At 68.8% G+C, this 18,465-nt stretch carries 14 protein-coding genes; 8 read left to right on the top strand and 6 right to left on the bottom strand.

The window, feature by feature from the left end; genetic code table 11:
- Positions 1-12: 12 nt before the first annotated feature.
- Positions 13-2,799: a zinc-ribbon domain-containing protein gene (locus tag KY572_RS47245; RefSeq protein WP_263451769.1), complete on the bottom strand. Its 2,787-nt coding sequence runs from the start codon at positions 2,797-2,799 to the stop codon at positions 13-15.
- Positions 2,800-2,951: 152 nt separating this feature from the next.
- On the opposite strand from KY572_RS47245, the gene KY572_RS17585 reads away from it, so the two are divergent.
- Entirely contained in the window at positions 2,952-3,623 is a 672-nt protein-coding gene (locus KY572_RS17585; protein WP_224243926.1) for a polyhydroxyalkanoate synthesis regulator DNA-binding domain-containing protein, read from the top strand.
- A 16-nt stretch (positions 3,624-3,639) separates the two neighbouring features.
- Here the strand turns inward: KY572_RS17585 and KY572_RS17580 are convergent, their stop codons facing one another.
- Both KY572_RS17580 and KY572_RS17575 read right to left on the bottom strand, forming a co-directional pair.
- The gene (locus KY572_RS17580) at positions 3,640-4,440 is read right to left on the bottom strand and encodes a ParA family protein (protein WP_224243924.1); all 801 of its coding nucleotides are present in this window, start codon (positions 4,438-4,440) and stop codon (positions 3,640-3,642) included.
- Positions 4,441-4,442: 2 nt separating this feature from the next.
- Positions 4,443-4,742, bottom strand: a complete 300-nt coding sequence (locus KY572_RS17575) for a hypothetical protein (RefSeq protein ID WP_224243922.1) — start codon at positions 4,740-4,742, stop codon at positions 4,443-4,445.
- 147 nt (positions 4,743-4,889) lie between these two features.
- Here KY572_RS17575 and KY572_RS17570 point away from each other — a divergent pair, with 147 nt between their 5' ends.
- The 4 genes from KY572_RS17570 to KY572_RS17555 all read left to right on the top strand — a co-directional run bounded on the left by KY572_RS17570 (position 4,890) and on the right by KY572_RS17555 (position 10,431).
- Positions 4,890-5,804, top strand: coding sequence for an ArsA family ATPase (locus KY572_RS17570; protein ID WP_224243921.1), 915 nt, complete (start codon positions 4,890-4,892; stop codon positions 5,802-5,804).
- Positions 5,801-6,919, top strand: coding sequence for an ArsA family ATPase (locus KY572_RS17565; RefSeq protein ID WP_224243920.1), 1,119 nt, complete (start codon positions 5,801-5,803; stop codon positions 6,917-6,919). The genes KY572_RS17570 and KY572_RS17565 overlap by 4 nt, the downstream gene beginning before the upstream one ends.
- Positions 6,920-7,111: 192 nt before the next feature.
- Positions 7,112-8,239: a tetratricopeptide repeat protein gene (locus KY572_RS17560; RefSeq protein ID WP_224243918.1), complete on the top strand. Its 1,128-nt coding sequence runs from the start codon at positions 7,112-7,114 to the stop codon at positions 8,237-8,239.
- Between the two features lie 926 nt (positions 8,240-9,165).
- A complete protein-coding gene (locus KY572_RS17555) occupies positions 9,166-10,431 on the top strand; it encodes a serine/threonine-protein kinase (RefSeq protein WP_224243917.1) in 1,266 nt (421 codons plus the stop codon).
- A gap of 821 nt (positions 10,432-11,252) precedes the next feature.
- On the opposite strand, the gene KY572_RS17550 is transcribed toward KY572_RS17555, so the two are convergent.
- A complete protein-coding gene (locus KY572_RS17550) occupies positions 11,253-12,203 on the bottom strand; it encodes a hypothetical protein (RefSeq protein WP_224243915.1) in 951 nt (316 codons plus the stop codon).
- Positions 12,204-12,494: 291 nt separating this feature from the next.
- Positions 12,495-13,220: a DUF2306 domain-containing protein gene (locus tag KY572_RS17545; protein ID WP_224243913.1), complete on the bottom strand. Its 726-nt coding sequence runs from the start codon at positions 13,218-13,220 to the stop codon at positions 12,495-12,497.
- A 138-nt stretch (positions 13,221-13,358) separates the two neighbouring features.
- On the opposite strand from KY572_RS17545, the gene KY572_RS17540 reads away from it, so the two are divergent.
- On the top strand, positions 13,359-14,246 hold the full coding sequence (locus KY572_RS17540) for a LysR family transcriptional regulator (protein ID WP_224243912.1): 888 nt from the start codon (positions 13,359-13,361) through the stop codon (positions 14,244-14,246).
- Positions 14,247-14,336: 90 nt separating this feature from the next.
- Here KY572_RS17540 and lepB read toward each other — a convergent pair whose 3' ends face one another.
- Positions 14,337-14,957 carry a signal peptidase I gene (gene lepB, locus KY572_RS17535; protein ID WP_224243910.1) on the bottom strand — a complete coding sequence of 207 codons (621 nt, stop codon included), beginning with the start codon at positions 14,955-14,957 and terminating at the stop codon, positions 14,337-14,339.
- Between the two features lie 695 nt (positions 14,958-15,652).
- On the opposite strand from lepB, the gene KY572_RS17530 reads away from it, so the two are divergent.
- Complete coding sequence (locus KY572_RS17530) at positions 15,653-17,146, top strand: SPFH domain-containing protein (RefSeq protein ID WP_224243908.1); 1,494 nt, start codon at positions 15,653-15,655, stop codon at positions 17,144-17,146.
- Positions 17,143-18,426 (top strand): SPFH domain-containing protein, encoded by a 1,284-nt coding sequence (locus KY572_RS17525; RefSeq protein ID WP_224243907.1) that lies wholly within the window; start codon positions 17,143-17,145, stop codon positions 18,424-18,426. Before KY572_RS17530 ends, KY572_RS17525 begins: the two co-directional genes overlap by 4 nt.
- Positions 18,427-18,465: the final 39 nt, after the last annotated feature.

Raw genomic sequence — 18,465 nt, 5'->3', positions numbered from 1 at the left:
GCCGCTGCTTCCCTACGGCTTGCTCCCCTCCTCGGGAGCCGGCTCCAGGGTGACACGGAGCCGGAACGCGCTGAGCTCCTGGGGGTACTCCTGGAACACGATGAAGAAGGGCGCCTTGCCGCCGGGAGCCACCACCGTGGCGCTCTCGTCCAGCCGGGTGCGCAGCTGCGTTGCGGCCTCGGGGCTGTTGACGGCGTGCAGCTCCTCGGGCGAGGGGATCGCCCCCGCGAGCCCCTCCGCCGACTTCACCCGCTGACCGCCATCGAAGAGTCCCGCCTGGACCTTCACCTTCACGGGCTTCGAGCTGCGGTTCTCCGCCTCGCCGCGGACATAGAAGACCGAGCCGCCGCCGCGCGTGTCATAGAGGCCGTTGGTGACGTTGCGCATGACGAAGTCGCGGGGCGTCAGCAGCTCCATCAGGTGCGCGGGCGACAGGGCGTCCGCGTCCACCTTGCCCTCCTTCAGGTACACGCCACCGACGGCCGTGAGCGCCAGCAGCAACCCGGCGGCGATGGTCAGGTAGGCCACCTGTCCCGTCACCTGCTGGGCCGCGGTGGGCTTGCGCCGCTCGGGGATGCCCATGTCCGCCGGACGGCCCGCGGGGCGGGCAATGGCGGGAGCGGCCAGCGTCGGCACGGGCCTCGCCTCTGGCGCAGCGGCCTCCTGGGGCTGCTGCGGCAGATCGATCAGCTCGCGGGACGCGGGCGCACCGAACTCCTCGCCCGGACCCGGCTGGGCGCCCTCGGGCTGCGGAATGTCGAGCCGGTGGCGCCCCGTCTCGGTGGGGCCGATGGTCTGGTGGCTGGTATCGGTCTGGGTGAGGAAGCCCTCGGAGGGGCTCCCACTGCCGAGCATCTGCCGCCCCGTCGTCGTGGGCGAGAAGGCAGGCTCCGCCGTGGCGAACGGATCCGCAATCCCCGAGGCCTGGGCCGCCTGCGCCGCGAACGGATCGGCGAAGCCAGGAGCTCCCGCGGGAGCCGCGAACGGATCCGGGATCCCCGAGGCCTGGGCCGCCTGCGCCGCGAACGGATCGGCGAAGCCCGGCGCTCCAGCAGGAGCCGCGAACGGATCGGCCATGCCCGGCGCGCCCGCGGGAGCCGCGAACGGATCGGCCATGCCCGGCGCGCCCGCGGGAGCCGCGAACGGATCCGCCCCCGCCGGCATATGCTCGTCGCCGAGCATGCCGAAGTCCATGTTGGTGGGAGGCGTGAAGCTCGCCGGAAGCGGGGGCGAGGCCTGCGCCTGGGGCGCGGGAGAGCCGAAGTTCGGACCGAACTCATCGGGCGCGGGCCCTGCCGACATGGGCGCCGGAGCCGCGAACTGCGGAGCGGGCGCGGCGTGCTCATCCCCCGCCCCGCCGAGATCCACCCCCGCCGAGCCGAACGGATCGTCCGGGATCGCCATCGGAGCGGGCGCGGCCATGGGCGCGGGCGCGGGATCGGCATCGAAGCCGAACTCGTTCTGGGGCGCGCTCAGGTCGGCGTTGGACGGGCCGAACGGATCGTCCGGGATGGCCGCGGGCGCGGGCGCGGGCGCGGGCGCCGGAACGGCCGGAGGAGGCATCGCCGAAGGCGCCAGCCGGGCCGCCATGGGCGAGGGAGCCAGCCGGCCTGGCATGGGAGCGGGCGTCGGAGCCACGGGCGCTCTGCCCATGGGAGGCGCCGCGGACGTCGGAGGCACGGGCAGCGGCCGTCCCACGGGCGCGGGAGCCGTGGCCACCGGAATGGGCGCCGGCCGGCTCACGGGCGGCGCCATGGGCGGAGCCGCGGGCGGCGGATCCGAGAACATGGCCGTGGGATCGAACTCCGGCGCGGGCCCGAGGTCCGGCGCGGGCTCGCTCAGATCGCCGCCCACCGAGCCGAACGGATCGTCATCCGGAGGCCCGAACGCGGGAGCGGAGGGGGCCGGCCGGGCCGGGGCTGGAGCCGCGCTGACGGGCGACGGGCCCGGAGGCGGGAGGTCCGGCAGCGGCATCGGAGGCGCCGCGCCGCCGGCGGGATTGGCGAAGAACTCCGTGAACAGGTCCGCCGCCGCTGGCACCGCCGGAGCGGGGGCCGGAGCGGGAGCCGGAGCCAGGGTCTTCGGCCCGGGGCGCGCGCCGCCGGCGGGAGCCGCGGCCGTGGGCACGGGCACCGCGGAAGGCGCCAGCACCCTCGGAGTGGACCCACTCGGCGACTTCGGCGCGGCGAGCTGCCCGGGCTTCACCGGGGGTGGAGTCGGCAGGCCTCGGGCCCCCACCGGGGTGACGGAGGGAGCCACGCTCGGAACGCCCGGCACGCCCCCCGCGGGCGCCGACGGACGGAACGAGACGGCCCCGGGTCCGGGCAGACCCTGACCGGGAGCGTCGAAAGGCAGGGGCGGCAGGGAGGGCACGGGGGGCCGCGCCTCCGTGGGCACCTGGAAGGGCATCACGCGGGTGGTCTCCTCGAAGACCTCCTGCTGCAGCCCCGAGTCCGCCGAGTTCCACGGCGCCGGAGGCGGTGGAGCGCCGGCACCCTGTGGCGTGGCGCGACTGGCCTCGACCCCCTCGGCGAAGAAGCCGGGACGGGTGATGTGGACTCCCTTGGGAGGCTCGGGGGCGGTGCCAAAGCGCTCGAAGGGATCGAACCCGCCGTCGGCGGGGGCCGGAGCGGGCGCAGCGGGGGCCGCAACAGGCGCTCCCGGGGCGGACGCCGCCGACTCCCGCGTCACGCGGAAGGTATGGCTACATTTGGTGCAGCGGACCTTGACCCCCTTGTCCGTCACCTTCTCATCGGGGATCTTGAATCGCGTCTGGCACTGCTCGCACTTGACGATCATTCGCTCAGGTCGGGCACTATAGGCCGCCGGCCCGTCTATCGCGAGCAAGCAACCGAGCCAGCTTGCTCCCCCATCCCCCCTTTGCTACAGGGTCGGAGTTTCCTGGCTTCACGCGGAAGGCTCCCCGGACGTGGGCGGAGGAAGAACCGATCATGAGCGAAGCAGAGCAGGCAAGCGCTCCAAGCAACAAGGAGCCCAAGGTCATCAAGCGCTACACCAACCGGAAGCTCTACGACACCGTGGAGAGCCGGTACGTCACGCTGGATGAGATCGCCGCGATGATCAAGGAAGGCGTCGAGGTCCGGATTGTCGACAATCGGACCAAGGAGGATCTCACCTCCGTGACGCTGGCCCAGATCATCTTCGAGGAAGAGAAGAAGAAGAACCAGATGCCGCTGGCGGTGCTGCGGGAGATCATCCGCCACCCGGGCGAGTCCATCTCGGGCTTCATCCAGAAGGAGGTCACGCCGCGCGTGGCCTCCATCCGGGAGGAGGCCGAGAGCCGCCTGGACAAGCTGCTGCGGCGCGACGAGAAGCGCGGCGACGAGGCCAGGGCGCCCGAGGAGGGCCAGCCGGCGCAGCAGGAGCCGGAGGCGGAGGCGCCCGCGGCGGGCGGCCCGGGCATCAACCCCGCGGAGCTGCTCAAGGCCAGCCAGCGCGCCTTCGAGGAGTGGCAGCGGAAGATCGACGAGCGCGTCAAGCACGTCGTCGAGGGGCTGACGGGCAACCTGCCGGCGCTCGGCCGCGACATGGCGACGCTGACGCAGCGGCTCGAGGAGCTGGAGAAGAAGCTCGACGAGCTGGAGAAGCAGAAGAAGTCCTGAGCCGCCCGGCGGGGGCTCACGCCACCCGAGGCGCCCTCCCCTTCCTGGGGGTGGGCGCGTCGTGGATCTCCTCGGCGATGGCCGCGAGCATCTCCGCGCCGCGGCTGCGCGGGGCGTACTCCCAGATCGTCTTCCCGTGGCTCTGGGCCTCGTCGATCTTCACGTTGAAGCCCAGGGGCGTGGAGGCCAGGGAGTCCGGGAAGTAGGCCTTGAGGCGCTCGAGGATGGCGTCGGCCAGGGCCGTCTTGCGGTAGAGGGTGGGCACCACGCGGGTGACGCGCAGATCCGGCCGGCCCTCGGCCTCGCCCACCTTGCGCACCGTCTCCACCATCTCCGCGCAGCCATCCAGCGCCAGGTAGGTGAGCGCCACGGGCACCACCACCTCGGTGGCGGCCACGAGGATGTTGCGGGTGGTGAGGCCCATGGAGGGCGGCGCGTCGAACACGAGCGCCTGGTAGCCGGCTGCCTCGGCGGGGGCGAGCCTGTCCGCCAGCCGGTGGGCGCGGCGGGCGTCCTGGGCCACGGCCACGGGGAAGTCGGCCATCTCCTTATAGGAGGGCAGCACGCTCAGCCCGTCCACGGCGGAGGGCTGGACGACGTCCTCCAGGCGCACCCCGTCCTCGGTGAGCAGGTGGAAGACGTTGCGCGGCAGCGTGCGCACATCCACCCCGAGCGACTTGCCGGCATGGCCCTGGGTGTCCAGGTCGACGAGGAGCACCTTGAGCCCGCGCTCCCGGGCGAGCCACGCGGCGGTGTTCACCGCGAGCGTCGTCTTGCCGGTGCCACCCTTCTCGTTGATGAACGCGATGCGCCGCATGGCTACTTCTTCTTGCTGTCCACCAGCGTGTCGACCTTGCTCTCCACGGAGGCCAGGAGCTTCTCCAGGTCATCCACCTTGGCGCGCAGCTGCTCCAGGTCCGCGGTGGACGGCAGGTTCATGGCGGACAGGGTGGTGCGCAGGGCGGTGTCCAGGGTGCCCTTGGCGGCCAGCGAGCGCGACACCAGGGACTGCACCATCGCGACGAACTTCTCATTGGAGAGCAGCTGCTGAGCGATCTTCCCGATGCGCTCCTCGCCCGTCTCCACCAGCTTCTTCATCACCGGATTGTCTTTGAGCATCGTCTTGGGTCCTCAGGGGGGCCCGCCGGGCACCGGCGAGTCGAGAAGAAGACTGCGCACTGTGGGGGCGGCCAACGCGACGTGTCAAGCAGGGCAAAGTGTGCGTTGACAGAGGGCGGACCCATCCCTACGGTTCGCCGCTCCCTTATGCCCGGCCTGCTCGACAAGCGCCTGTGGATCGTCTCCGGCAAGGGTGGCGTGGGCAAGAGCACCGTCTCGGCCGCGCTGGCCCTGCGCTCCGCGCGCGCGGGCCGCCGCACGCTGGTGTGCGAGGTGAACACCCAGGAGCGCATCAGCCGCTTCCTCGAGCGCCCCGCCGCCGGCCCCAACGTCACGCTGCTGGAAGAGAACCTGTGGGCGGTGGACGTACGGCCCCAGGAGGCCATGCGCGAGTACGCGCTGATGGTCCTGCGCTTCGAGACGCTCTACAAGACGGTCTTCGAGAACCGCCTGGTGCGCTACTTCCTGCGCTTCATCCCCTCGCTGCAGGAGCTGGTGATGCTGGGGAAGATCCTCTACCACCTGCAGGAGACGCTGCCGGACGGGAGCTACCGCTACGACACCATCGTCCTGGACGCGCCGGCCACGGGGCACGCCATCACCTTCCTCAACGTGCCGCAGGTGCTGCTGCGCACGGTGCCGCCCGGCCCGCTGGCGCGCGACGCGCTGAAGATGAGGGACTTGCTGGTGGACCCGCAAGTGACGGCGGCGGTGCTGGTGGCGCTGCCGGAGGAGCTGCCGGTGAACGAGGCGCTGGAGCTGCACGCGGCGCTCCGGGACAACGTCCGCATCCGCACCCACGCGGCGGTGCTCAACGGCGTCTTCACCGAGCGCTTCAACGAGGGAGACCTGGAGGCGCTGGCGGGGCACCCGGAGCTGCACCGGGTGGCCAAGGCGCACCATGACCGGGTGGCGCTGGCGGTGCTGGCGGAGACGAAGCTGGAGCGCAACCTGCAGGCGCCGGTGTTCACGGTGCCGCGCATCTTCACCCCCACGTTCGGACGGGCGGCCATCGAGCAGGTGATGGGACACCTCGAGCAGCTGGTGACGGGAGCGAAATGAGCACCACCTCCCTGGGCCCCGCGCTGGCCAAGAAGCGCGTCCTGGTGTGCGTCGGCTCGGGCGGCGTGGGGAAGACGACGGTGGCGGCCACGCTGGCCCTGCGCGCGGCGGTGGAGGGCCGCTCCAGCCTGGTGTGCACCATCGATCCGGCGAAGCGGCTGGCGAACTCGCTGGGGCTGTCGGCGCTGGGCAACGCGGAGTCTCAGGTGCCGGCGCAGGTGCTGGAGGGGCTGGGGGTGAAGCCCAAGGCCTCGCTGCACGCGATGATGCTGGACATGAAGCAGACGTGGGACGAGCTCATCACCCGGTTCGCCCCGCCCGAGCAGCGCGAGCGCATCCTCGGCAACCGCTTCTACCAGTCGCTGTCCACGGCGCTGGCGGGCAGCCAGGAGTACATCGCGCTGGAGAAGCTGTGGGACCTGCGCCGCCGCAGCGCGTACGAGCTCATCGTCCTGGACACCCCGCCCACGGCGCACGCGCTGGACTTCCTGGACGCGCCCAACCGCATATTGGACTTCCTGGACAACGAGGCGGCGAAGTGGCTGCTCACCCCGGCGCTGAAGGCGGGGAAGATCGGCCTGTCGCTGTTCAACCTGGGCAGCAGCTACGCGACGAAGGCGCTGTCGAAGTTCACCGGGGTGGAGACGCTGCAGGAGCTGTCGGCCTTCATGCTGGCCATCTCCTCGATGAACGAGGGCTTCCGCGAGCGGGCCAGGGGCGTGAAGGAGCTGCTGAAGGATCCGCAGACGGGCTTCGTGCTCGTCACCGGGCCGCACGTGGAGCGGCTGGACGAGGTGACGCACTTCCGCGCCCTGCTGAAGCAGAACCAGATGGAGGTGCTGGCGCTGGTGGTGAACCGCGTCCACCCCCAGCCTCCCGCCTCGCTGTGGGAGGACGCGGCCCGGCTGGCGAGCAGCCGCCGCGCCAAGGTGCTGGAGACGCTGGACGAGCTGAAGGTGCTGGCGGACCAGGACTCGGCGGCCATCGCGAAGCTGTCGGAGGCCTGCCCGGACGTGCCGCTCATCCAGGTGCCGCGCTTCGAGCTGGACGTGCATGACCTCACCGCGCTGTGGCGCACGGGCCGCTTCCTGCTGGGAGACGAGCAGCTGCGCTGAGGCCTCGCCTGCCCGCTCCGGGGCTTGTGTGGATTGCTCCACGGTCCACCAGGCAGCCAGGGGAGCCAGAACTCCGCGGGCGCATTAAGCTGGGGGCCGCGAACGCAAGGGAACCCCATACGCGCCGCCGCTGTCCTGACAGGGCGTCGGCGCGGGAGGGCCTGGACGGTGAGCATGAGCAAGAGGACGCACATGTCGGGCACATGGCTACGGTGGGTGTTGGTGGGTGCGGTGGGCCTGATGGGCTGTCGCACGACGGGGACGGCGGTGCGAGAGGAGGGGAAGCCGCCTCGGCACGAGCTGCAGTTCGATCCGGTGGAGGTGACGGCGGATCTCGAGCTGGAGAAGTTGAACGACGAGGAGCTGTTCGCGGGAGGCACGTCGGCGTTCGCGGCGGGGGACTTCAAGCAGGCGGCGCGGTACTTCGGGCGGCTGGTGGACTTCCACCCGAGCAGCGCGCACCGGCGCGAGGCGCTGTACAACGCGGGGCTGTCGCACCAGCGGCTGAAGGAGTGGGAGGAGGCCTACCACCGCTTCTCGGAGCTGTCGGACGCGGAGAAGGGCACGGGGGACGCGCTGGACGCGGCCTTCCGAGTGGCGGAGACGCACTACCACCTGGAGCGCTACGAGGACGCGGTGCGGGTGCTCGGCACGCTGGCCAGTCGGCAGGACCTGCCGGTGGGGCGCCGCATGGAGGCGCGGGTGCAGCAGGGCGTGTGCGAGCTGGAGGCGGGGCGCTCGGAGCAGGCGGAGGCCACGCTGCGCAAGGCGCTGAGCGAGTACGAGGCGCTGGCGGACAAGGACGAGGTGGAGGACTACTTCCCGGCGCAGGCGCACTTCTTCGTGGGGGAGATCTACCGGCTGCACTACGAGGCGGTGAAGCTGGACCCGAAGAAGGGCACGGACAAGCTGGCGGAGGACCTGAACTACAAGGCGGAGCTGCTGCTGTCGGCGCAGGGGCACTACCTGCGCTCGATCCGGGTGGGCAACGGCTACTGGGCGACGGCGGCGGGGGCGCAGATCGGCGCGATGTACGAGAACCTCTACGAGCACATGGTGCACACGCCGGCGCCGCCGGAGCTGGACGCGGAGGAGGCGCAGGTGTACCGGCAGGAGCTGCGCAAGAAGATCCGGGTGCTGCTGACCAAGTCGATCAACATCTACGAGCGCACGCTGGAGGCGGCCGAGCGCATCGGCTCACAGAACGCGTTCGTGGACCGCACGCGGGAGAGCCTGCGCAAGGTGAGGGAGCTGCTGCTGGCGGACGCGGATCCGGAGGCGGCGCCGCCGCCCGAGCCGACGCCCGAGCCCCACACGTAGCGCATGGCCAGGCGGGTCGCGGTTCCTGACGGGACAGGCGAGAACCGCGATCGCCACGACTAGGAAATCAAAGCGATCTACTCCGTGGGGAGCTGATCAGCCCCAGGGAGGTGGGCGCAGACCTCGCTCAGCAGCTCGTCGGCTGACAATACCCAGAGCAATCAAACGTGCATTCAATTTCCGACTCACACGTGACGAGCCACCAAGCCTGCGGGTCGTAGCACGATCCATTGATTGGCACTCCGCAGGAAAGGCGCACGAGCTGCTGGTTCCAGTAAACGTTACCAGCATAGCATCCCGCAGGCAGGCTACTACCGACGCCACACCAACCCTCGCTGTGCATGAATTGCGAGTAAGCGTCATGGGTCACCCAGATCGAACTTCGGATCCCTGCCTTCGGATCGCAGGACAGCGCAGCCTGCTCTTCGCCCTGCTCCAGAGTTCCCTGTCCTGCTCCTGCCTGAAGCTCCTCATCCATCGGAGCATTGCAGCCGAGAATCATGAACGCGCCGCAGATGGATGCCGCGAACAGCGAAAGTGCCCTACGGTTGATCACCAGAACCTCTATGCGGTTGACGGAGAACTCTCCGCAAGAAAGAGCATATCTCCTGTGTGGTCGCAACGGACCAGAAAAAGCTTGTCACTAAATGCCCCAGGCGAATGGCCTCGGGAACAAATACACAGAAAAAACTCTCCCAGGCGGTACGGGACCACAGCTCATCGACGTTCCGTCGTGGGCATGTGGGGAGCCCGCCTCGTGCGCGCGAGCTGAGCAGGCTGGCGCCGAACGCTCCTTGGCGTAGGCTTCACGAGTGCGGAGGAGGGTCCGCGCCTCCCCCTGTCCCGAGTTTCCCGTGTCTGGTGCTCCCCCACCCTCTCTCGACCCAGCCCACCTGCCTCCCGGCACGAAGGTGGGTCCCTGGCGCGTGGTGGCCTGGGCCGGCCAGGGCGTCCACGGCGCTGTCTACCAGGCGGTGGCTCGCCATTCCGTACGTGCCGCGCCTGTGGCGCTTAAACTGGCACTGCACCCCGAAGACCCTCGGTTTGCTCGCGAGGCGCACCTGCTCTCTCGCCTGTGCCACCCGAGTGTTCCTCGCCTGCGGGGCTCCGGCACGTGGCAGTCCCCCGACGGCACACCCTACCCCTGGCTGGCCATGGAATGGGTGGAGGGAGTGCCCCTGTACCACTGGGCCTCTCATCCGGACGTCTCCTCCCGGGAGTGCTTCCGCGTGCTGGCCCAACTGGCCAGGGCGCTCCAGGCCCTCCACGACCTCGGTGCCGTGCATCGAGACCTCAAGGGAGAGAACGTGCTGGTGCGCCGCTCCGACGGTCGCGCCATGCTCACCGACTTCGGCCTGGGCACCTATCCGGGCGCTGAGCGGCTCACCCCTCCGGCCGCCTGCCTGGGCACCCCGCTCTACCGTTCCCCGGAGGCAGGCCTCTTCGAGCTCAACCGTCGGCGCCATCGCTCCGCCAGCTATCTCCACACGCCCGCCGATGATCTGTATGCGCTGGGAATGACGGCCTGCCGGCTGTTGACCGGTGAGTACCCGGAATGGGTAGAGCCGACCCAGGACGAGCACGGCACCTGGCAGGTGCACACCGTGCGCACACCCGCCTTGCTTCGTGGGGTGGAGCCCACCGTGCGCGCCTGGATTCTGCGCCTGCTCGCGGTGAGGCCCGAGCAGCGAGGCACCGCGGCGGCCTTCGCCGAGGCCCTGGAACAAGCCTCACACCCGCCAGGGACCATGCGTTCAGGAAGAGCTTGGCTCGCGCTGGCGGCGAGCCTGCCCCTGGTCGTGTGGACAGGGTGGGCGGTCTCCACTTCGTCTGCGGAGAAGGCGCCAATAGCCCAGAAGAGAGCCGAGGCAGCGAGCACTCAGGACGCGGGCACGAAGGGACTCGCCGAGGCGGCATCCACCGCCTCCGCAGCGGAGGCACCAAAGCCTTCGGAGCACAAGCCTCTCGCCGAGGCTCCCCTTCCCGAGCCGCAACCGGGGCAGATCAAACCCGATGCCCAAGGGCGCTGCCCTCACAAGCGCCAGGTCACCCTCAACGGGGCATGCTGGGTTCCGATGGAGCGCGAGGAGTGCGAGCCATTCGGTAACGGCAAGCTGTTCAAGGAAAGGTGCTACGTCCCAGCCCTGTCCCCGGACCGCCCCTCCACGTCCCACCCCGCACGTACACCCTGAACAATAGGGGAACAGGCTAGAGCAGAAAAAGGCTGCAGCCGATAACTAGCTTCTAGGAAGGACAGGAGCCCTCTTGGGCGTAGCGGGCGGAGCAGAGCGGGAGGCGAGGGACGCTGACGGGGAGCCTATGAGCCGCACGCCGAGCCGGCGCAGAAGCCCTTCATCTTCAGCAGACACACGCCTGCCCAGCCCAGCCGCTTTCCCAGGAGGGGCGCGGCACGGGCCTGGCTGTCTTGGCTGGCTGTGACGGCTGGAGCTTCAACGCCCCGCGCTCTGGGGCGGGGGTTCTCGTGCCGATGCAACAATTCAGCCCCCTGTCGTTTTGGACCCGGAAAGCACTGCCAGTCCTTGCTCCTTCACTGGCAGAAAAGGTATGGCTTACGGCGCTGTCCCTACGAAAGGAAGGAAACGTGAGAATTCAATCCCTGATCGTCATCTCCCTCTTCCTCGCATGTGCCACGGGTTGCGGTGGCGTGGAGACGCCTGAAGCGGATTCCGTGGGAACCGTGGAGCAACGCCTGTGCATTACCCCGTCGTCCACCAAGGTCGCTCTCCACTGCAATGGCGGCGAGGTCACGGTTCTCGGGGCGCCCTGTGGCCCTAACGGCTACGGCGCTTACTGTGGGAGGGTTGGCGGCGGTTGCGCCATCTGGACCTGTAACGGCAACCCCAACGGCACCCCTATCACGACGTCTCAGGACTGTCAGACGTACCTGACCTCTCACCTCTGCAATCCCTGAATCCGCCCTCCATTCGGAGTGCCGTGGCCAGGCAGTGAATCCCGCCGGAGGCGCTACCTTCGCCTCCGGTGGAACCTCGGCTCAAAGAAACTGCACCATGTCGACATCCGTGGTGGTGTCGTACTCACTGCTGTAGAGCCACTCCGCCAGGAATGAGCCCAGATCCTTGACGTTGGTGAACTTCGCGACGCCATGATTCGGCTCGAAGTATTTGTATTTCTTGGCGTGGTGGTCCACGAAGGCCGCGGTCGCGTGCTTGAGCACGGTGATGTAATAGTACCCGTGGAAGACCACGAACTGCTGGATCAGGACCTTGTTGGTGTCTTGGGCCTGGTTGCGCTTGAAATGAGCGGACCGCGCCAGGGAAAACAGATTCCGCTCCGGCGTTTGCCCGGGCAGCTGGACTCGCCGTGGGGCCTTCCCGTCGGTGCTCGGCACGAACGACAGATAGGAGACCGCGTTCAACAGGCCCTGGGCCCGCTCGGCCTTCGAACCCTGGAACTCCCCCTGTGTCCCCTGGACCACGGCCAGGGGCTTGGTGCCGCGGAACTGAACGAAATTCTTGAAGGACAGCATCGGGTTGACCTCATAACCCGACTCTTTCTTCTTCTTGTGCGTCTCCTTCAGCCTGCGCTTCTTTTCCAGGCTCTTCGAGTCATCCCTGCCCCGAAAGCGCCAGAGGTCCTGCGAGTCCTGGGGAAAGGTCTTGTCGAAACTCTCGCTGAAGTTCTTCCCTATCACGCCATCAAGGAAGTCGATGACCGCGATGTCTGCCTCGTCGTCTTCCTCGAGTTCACTGAACTTCTTCGTGACGAAGTCCTGGTGGAACTGCTCGTAGCTCGCCGAACTCTTGGCGAACAACGGGACCACCTGCTGGTGCGTCTTCCGGATGGCATGGGTGTACAGAAAGACAGCACAAGCCCCGGCACACACCCCCTCTTTATGAAGCTTCGGGACCTGCTTGATGAGATCGTTCTGGTCCCACTTGCTGAATGCTCCGTGATGTTTTGCGATCAGATCCGAGAATCCCATGGGGCTGCGAAGTCTAGAGAGCCGCCTTCCGCAGGGGCAAGACTCTGACCCGTCGGGCGAGAGACGCAGGACCCACCAGGCATTCCAGGACCGGCTTCTTCGTGGATTTCTACCGGTCTACTGCACCACCCGCGGCAGTCGCTCCACCTCTGCTGGCGTGGGCGGAGGCAACGGCTCGAAGCGCACGCCGCCCTCCCGCGGCACGCGCCTCCGCCGGTATGCCCACCCGCGCGCCTCCACCCACTCCTCCCCTGCCACACCGCCGCCGCCAGTGCTCCCACTCGTGCACTCCTACCTGCTCCTCCCCAACTCCTGTGTCGGGCGTGAGGCGTTCCCGACGCTGACGCGTACCTCGAGCAGCCCCTCGCGCATCTCGGCAGCGCGAACGGCAGAGGCGGTTTGTCGACGAATGACCCTCTCGGCCACGGCGAGGTTGATGACCCAGCCGGCGCCCAACAGCAGCGCTCTGGCGAGCTCGCCCGGCGTGCCGACGATGAGGAACCAGGGCACGGAGACCAGCACCTGCGTGCCCGCGCCCAGACCGATAGCGTAGCCTCGAATCGTCCAGGCCCGGTGGCCGCCGATGTCCCGCCTCAGGATCGCGGCCAGCCCCAGGACGAGGGACAGGACCATCGCCGAGCCGAACAGGAGCCGCAGGCCGTCGAGGAGCTCTCCGTCGCCCTCGGCGCGGGGATAGAACAGCGTCATCCATAAGCCCGAGAGCCCAGCCACGAGGCCGCACGCGACCAGGACCCGCCCGGCGACGCGGTGCCAGCCGGGCCGCTGGCGGCGAAAGTTCGGGGCGAATTGGAAGGCCCCCAGGGCGCAATACACGCTGGCGCTGAGGACGTGCAGCACCACCGGTAGGGGCGATGCGAAGAACCGCGCGTTGCGCGGCGTGAGCTCGGCGCCGCCCGCCAGCTCGGCCAGACGGGCGGCGCCGGCCAGGATGGGCACGAGCGAGAGCGCGACCAGCGCAGCGGGCACGAGCCGATCAGCCTGGGTGGTGGAAGTCATGGAGGCTCTTCTCCTGTCGGTGTCGGAACGATGGGCAACGCGCGTGACGACGGCGACGCCTCGTCCCGTGCGAACCAATAGCCCTCCGCGACCACCAACGGAATTGACTGAGTTCCTTCTCCTGATATGCGAAAATGCATGGACTGGCGGGCGGTCAATTTCGATTGGAATCGGGCGCGGGCCTTTCTGGTCACCGCGGAAGAGGGCTCGCTCACGGCGGCGGCGCGTGCGCTCGGCATGGCGCAGCCGACACTCGGGCGTCAGGTGAGCGCGCTCGAGGAGGAGCTGGGCGTGGTGCTGTTCGAGCGCGTGGGGCGGAGCCTCGCGCTGACACCGAGTGGGCGCGAGCTGCTCGACCACGTTCGAGCCATGGGCGACGCCGCGGGGCGTGTCTCGCTCGCGGCCGGCGGACAATCGCAGAGCGTCACCGGGCTGGTCCGCATCACGGCCAACGAGATCTACTCGGCCTTCCTGCTGCCGCCCCTCGTGGAGAAGCTTCGGCGCGAGGCGCCAGGCATCGACATCGAGCTCGTCGCAACCAACACCGCGGTCGATCTGCGCCGGCGGGAGGCGGACATCGCGATCCGGAACTTCCGCCCCACCCAGCCCGACCTCATCGCCACCAAGGTCAGGGACGACCCAATGCGGCTGTATGCGGCGACCCGCTACCTTGCGCGCATCGGAAACCCACGTACGCCGAAGGCACTGAGCCGCGCGGACTTCATCGGGCTTGGCGGAACCGACGCCATGCTCAACGGGCTGAACGGGCTGGGCTTGAGCTTGACGCGACGGAACTTCCCGGTGCTGACGGGGAGCCACCTCGTGCACTGGGAGATGGTCAAGCAGGGCATCGGCGTGGGCATCGCTCCCGAGCGCGTGGGAGACGCCGAGCCGCTCGTCCGGCGGGCCCTCCCCAGCCTCGCCCCGTTGTTCCTTCCCATCTGGCTGACGACCCACCGCGAGCTGAACACCAGCAAGCGAATCCGACGGGTGTTCGACCTGCTCGCGCTCGAGCTCGGGAGGTGAGTGACAGCGCGCCCCTCAGGCCACCTCCCCATGCCCCATCATCCCGCACTGCCGCTGCGGCCAGGAGCAAGAGGGGCTTGCGATGGGGCGTCACTGGAGGCCCCCCGCGCGGACGGGGGGCCAGAAGCGCACCCAGGCACGGCCGCGGACGTGGCTTCGCGGCAGGAAGCCCCAGTCATGGGAGTCACTGCTCTTGTTGCGGTTGTCCCCCATGACGAACAGCATTCCCTCGGGCACGCGCTCCGGTCCCCAGGCGTAGTCCGGAGCCTCGGCGAAGTACATCTCGCGAAGGGGCGCTCCGTCCACCAGCACCCTCCCCTCCCGCACCTCCACGAGCTGCCCCGGCAGCGCCACCACCCGCTTGATGAAGGTGACGCCCCGCTGCCGTGGGTCCTTCTCCACCAGCTGGGGCGGCGCCTCGAAGAGGATGATGTCGCCCGCGCGCACCGGACCGAGGCGGTAGGACAGCTGGTCCACCACCACCCGGTCGCCTCGCATCAGCGTCGGCAGCATCGAGTCCGAAGAAATGAGCCGCGGCTGCACGACACAGGTGCGCAGCAACACGACGCACGTCACCACCGCGCCAGCCAGCGCAAGTGCCCCCTGGTGGCGCTTCCATGCCGCCCTCCCTCGCTGCCAGAGCTCGTCATCCCGCATGTCGCCCTGAGCATACGGGTTGGAGACCTCCGGGATCTCCAGCCCGCCCTTCACTTCAAGGAACGGACCGGCCGCTGAGCGCTCAGCAGCTGGAGACGCACGTACGGTGGCACGCGACCCCCGCCCGGCCGCACCACAGCTCGCAGCTTGACTCCCCGAAGCAGCCGTCCATGCACTCCTCATAAGCCGGCTCACACGACGAGCAGCATTCCGCCGCGGACGCCTCCTCGCTGCCCACCATTGCGGTCCCCAAGGCTACGGCAGCACCAAGCACCAAACCGATGAGTCCAGTCTTCAGGGTCTTCATCTCGTTGTCTCCTGTTGCGTCGTTTGCGCTGCATGGGAGGGTTCAGGCTGCATGAACGCCCCGGTTGTCGGTTTGTTGAACCGTCTGTTGCTCTCCAGCCATATAGCCCCTGTCTTCGAGCAGGCTGCTCATCAACGCTCTCACGAAGGGCGTAGGCGAGGTCATACGCCTGAGTAGCAGAGATAGGAGGCAGGAAGAAATAGGTTTTTCTGAGAGGAATTGCCTCCCCGAGCGAGAATGAGCGACTTTCTCGTCCAAGTCGGAAAAGTTATTTCCTCCAGCCTCCTTGGCGCGGCTGCCCCGGTGCCTCCGGAAGTCGTAGCGAAACGTCCTCCAGCCAATGCCCGGCCGCCGCTCTGTCTTCCTCCGGGACTTTCGCGCGGTGCGCACCTTCACGCGCTCCGCTCCCCTGCCCATCTGAGCCGTCTCGGGGGTGCAGACGATGATCGACAGGCTGAAGCAGGGGCTGGATGCCGCCACCGAGCGGTTCGCGCAGTTCCAGGTCGACGCGCGCGACTTTCTCTCGGCGCGTGAGCGCGGTGCGACCGCGGGCACCCAGATCGACCAGCAGGTCTCCCCTCTGGAAGATGCCGCCGAGATCGTCAACCGCAGTGTGCCCCGCGAGAGCGAGGCCCACTACACCCACGTCATCTCCCCGGTGGTGCTCCCCCGCCGCCACCGCACCTATCTCTGGCTCGCGGTGGTGGCGGGCTTCGCCCTGCTGGGCCTCATCGGCCGCACCGCCGCCGGCCTGGTGGACGCGGCGCTCGCCTCGGAGCTCGCCCCTGTCCTCTTCGGCCCACACTACTGGCTCGTGCTGCTGGCCTACGTCGCCTACAACCTGTGGCGCAACAGCTTCGTCATGGTGCCCGACGGGTGCCAGGCGCTCATCACCCGCTTCGGCAAGCTCGAGGCCGTCGTCGGCCCTGGCCGCACCTGGATGCTCAACCCCTGGAAGCGCGTCAGCTACATCGTCAACACCACCAAGGAGTACCCATACAACGCGCCCATCCGCGAGGCCCCCACCTCTGGACGCGTCAACGCCTCGGTGGACCTCTTCCTCCAGTTCCGCATCGAGGAGCCCGCCGAATTCATCTTCACCCTGGGCGCGGTGAAGGGCTTCTCCGAGAAGCTGCAGAACGCCATCAGCGAGGTGACACGCGCCCTGCTCTACGAGCAGAAGGCCGAGGACATCTATGATCTGGTGGGCGAGAGCACCCAGCCCCTGCTGGAGACGCTCAACCGCCAGTTCCTGCCCGCCGTCCGCTTCGTCAATGCCAACATCACCCACGCCGAGCCCTCCAGCCAGGAATACCGGATGGATCTGGCCTCTCCGGAGATGGTGCGCGTGGCCAAGGAGGCCTACACCTACCAGTACGAGCTGAAGCTCCGCAAAGAGCAGGATGAGGGCGAGCTGAGCAAGGAGCTGGCCTCCCTGCGCGAGACGCTGTCGGGCATCCGCGCCGAGATCGCCACCTTCCAGGCGCGGATCGACACCGCGCGCGAGAAGGAGATCCACCGCGCCAACGCCTACGCGCGCCAGCGCCTCATCGAGGCGGAGAGCGAGGCCAAGGCGAACGCCGCCCTGCTCGAGGCGCAGGCGCTGGACATCCGCGCCCTGAGCAGCGCCGCCTCGCCGCAGATCCTCGAGTACCGCTTCCAGCAGGAGGTGCTCAGCAAGCTGGAGGCCACGGCCGGAAGGTTGCCGCAGGTAGTGGATATGAGCGGAGAGCCCCAGGAGGCGCTCGACTACATGGAGCTGGCCCGGCGCATGCTCGGCCTGGGAGATCAGCCGTTGTTCACCCGAGAGGATCTGCAGACGCTCCGCCTGCGCATGCAGGAGATCCAGGCCCGTATCGAGGAGCGCGCGGGCCGCCTGCGCCAGCTCTCGGAGCAGGAGCCCCTCACCGCCTTCCCTCGGGAGACCCAGCCATGAGCATCGCCACGCCCGCCAAGCCGGCCTTCTCCCGCATCAAGGAGCTGGTCTCCACCTGGAGCGCCGTGCGCCAGCTCATCCGCTCGGGCGATCAGGGCAACGTCGTGCCGGTCGTCATCCCCAGGGATCGGCGCGGCCAGGCCTGGCTGCTGCCGCTGGGGCTGGCGGTGTACCTGGGGGGCGTGGCGCTGGCGCTGGGCAGTGCCCTGGTGGGTGTGCTCGCCCTGCTGCCCCTGGCGCTGGCGCCGCTGTGGTGGTGGCGCCGCTCCATCGTGGAGATAGAACAGGGCACCACCGGCATCATCTCGCGCTACGGGGAGATCGCCGGAACGCTGCCGCCCGGGCGACACTACCTGTGGTGGCCCTGGCAGAAGGTGGAGTTCATCGTCGATACCTCCACCGAGATCCCCTACACGGCGCCGGTGCTCGCCTGCCCCACGCGAGAGAACGTGCCGCTGAAGTCCATCGAGTTCTTCCTCAAGTTCCGCATCGTCGATCCGGTGCTGTTCGTGCGGCACATCGGCGCGAGCAACTTCGACATGGTGCTCAGCAGCGCGGTGCAGGACGCCATCCGCCAGCGCAGCCGCCAGGTGCAGACCGAGCGCGCGTATGACTTGCGCGGCAGCGACGTGGGCAGCATGCAGCAGAGCCTCAACCGGCAGATGGCGCGCTACGGGGTGCGCATCCTCGGGGCGAACATCCCGGACGTGCAGCTGCCGCAGCAGTACCAGGAGCACCTGGCCACGCGCGAGCGGGTGTCCAAGGAGCTGGCCGCCTACGCGCGCGAGTGGGAGCTGATCCGCAAGCAGCGCTCGGACGCGCTGCTGATGGAGATCGAACGAGCGAAGAAGCTCCGGGACGCCCGGCGCATCGAGGTGCGGGAGGCGCTCAACAAGGCGCACGAGGACGTGGCGCGGATGCTCCAGGATCGAGAGACGGAGGCGCAGCGGGTGCGCTGGGAGATAGAGGCGCGGGGCCGGGCCACGCTCGCCGCGGCGGAGAACGAGGCGAAGGCGCTCCAGCACCTGGGCAAGGCCTACGCGGACAACCGGGCGGTGCTCCAGTACGAGCTGGCCCTGCGCCGACTGGAGGTGGCGGGGCGGCTGGTGGCCAGCGTGCCCCGCCCCGTCCTGGTGAAGAGCGACGGTGAGCAGACCTCGCCGCTGTCCATGCTGCTGCTGTCCCAGCTCCTGCCGCGGCTGATGGGAGCGCAGCCTTCCGCGCAAGGCCTCGGCGCCAGCTCCGCCCAGGAGCCCCCCTCAGGCCTGCCGCCCCAATGAGTCCCTCCACCAGGAACGCCCGCATAGCCACCACCATCT

It is taken from the genome of Hyalangium gracile (assembly GCF_020103725.1).
Taxonomy (GTDB): Bacteria; Myxococcota; Myxococcia; order Myxococcales; family Myxococcaceae; genus Hyalangium; species Hyalangium gracile.
The sequence above is the reverse complement of the archived record's forward strand: the minus strand, read 5'-3'. Positions and strand labels throughout refer to the sequence as shown.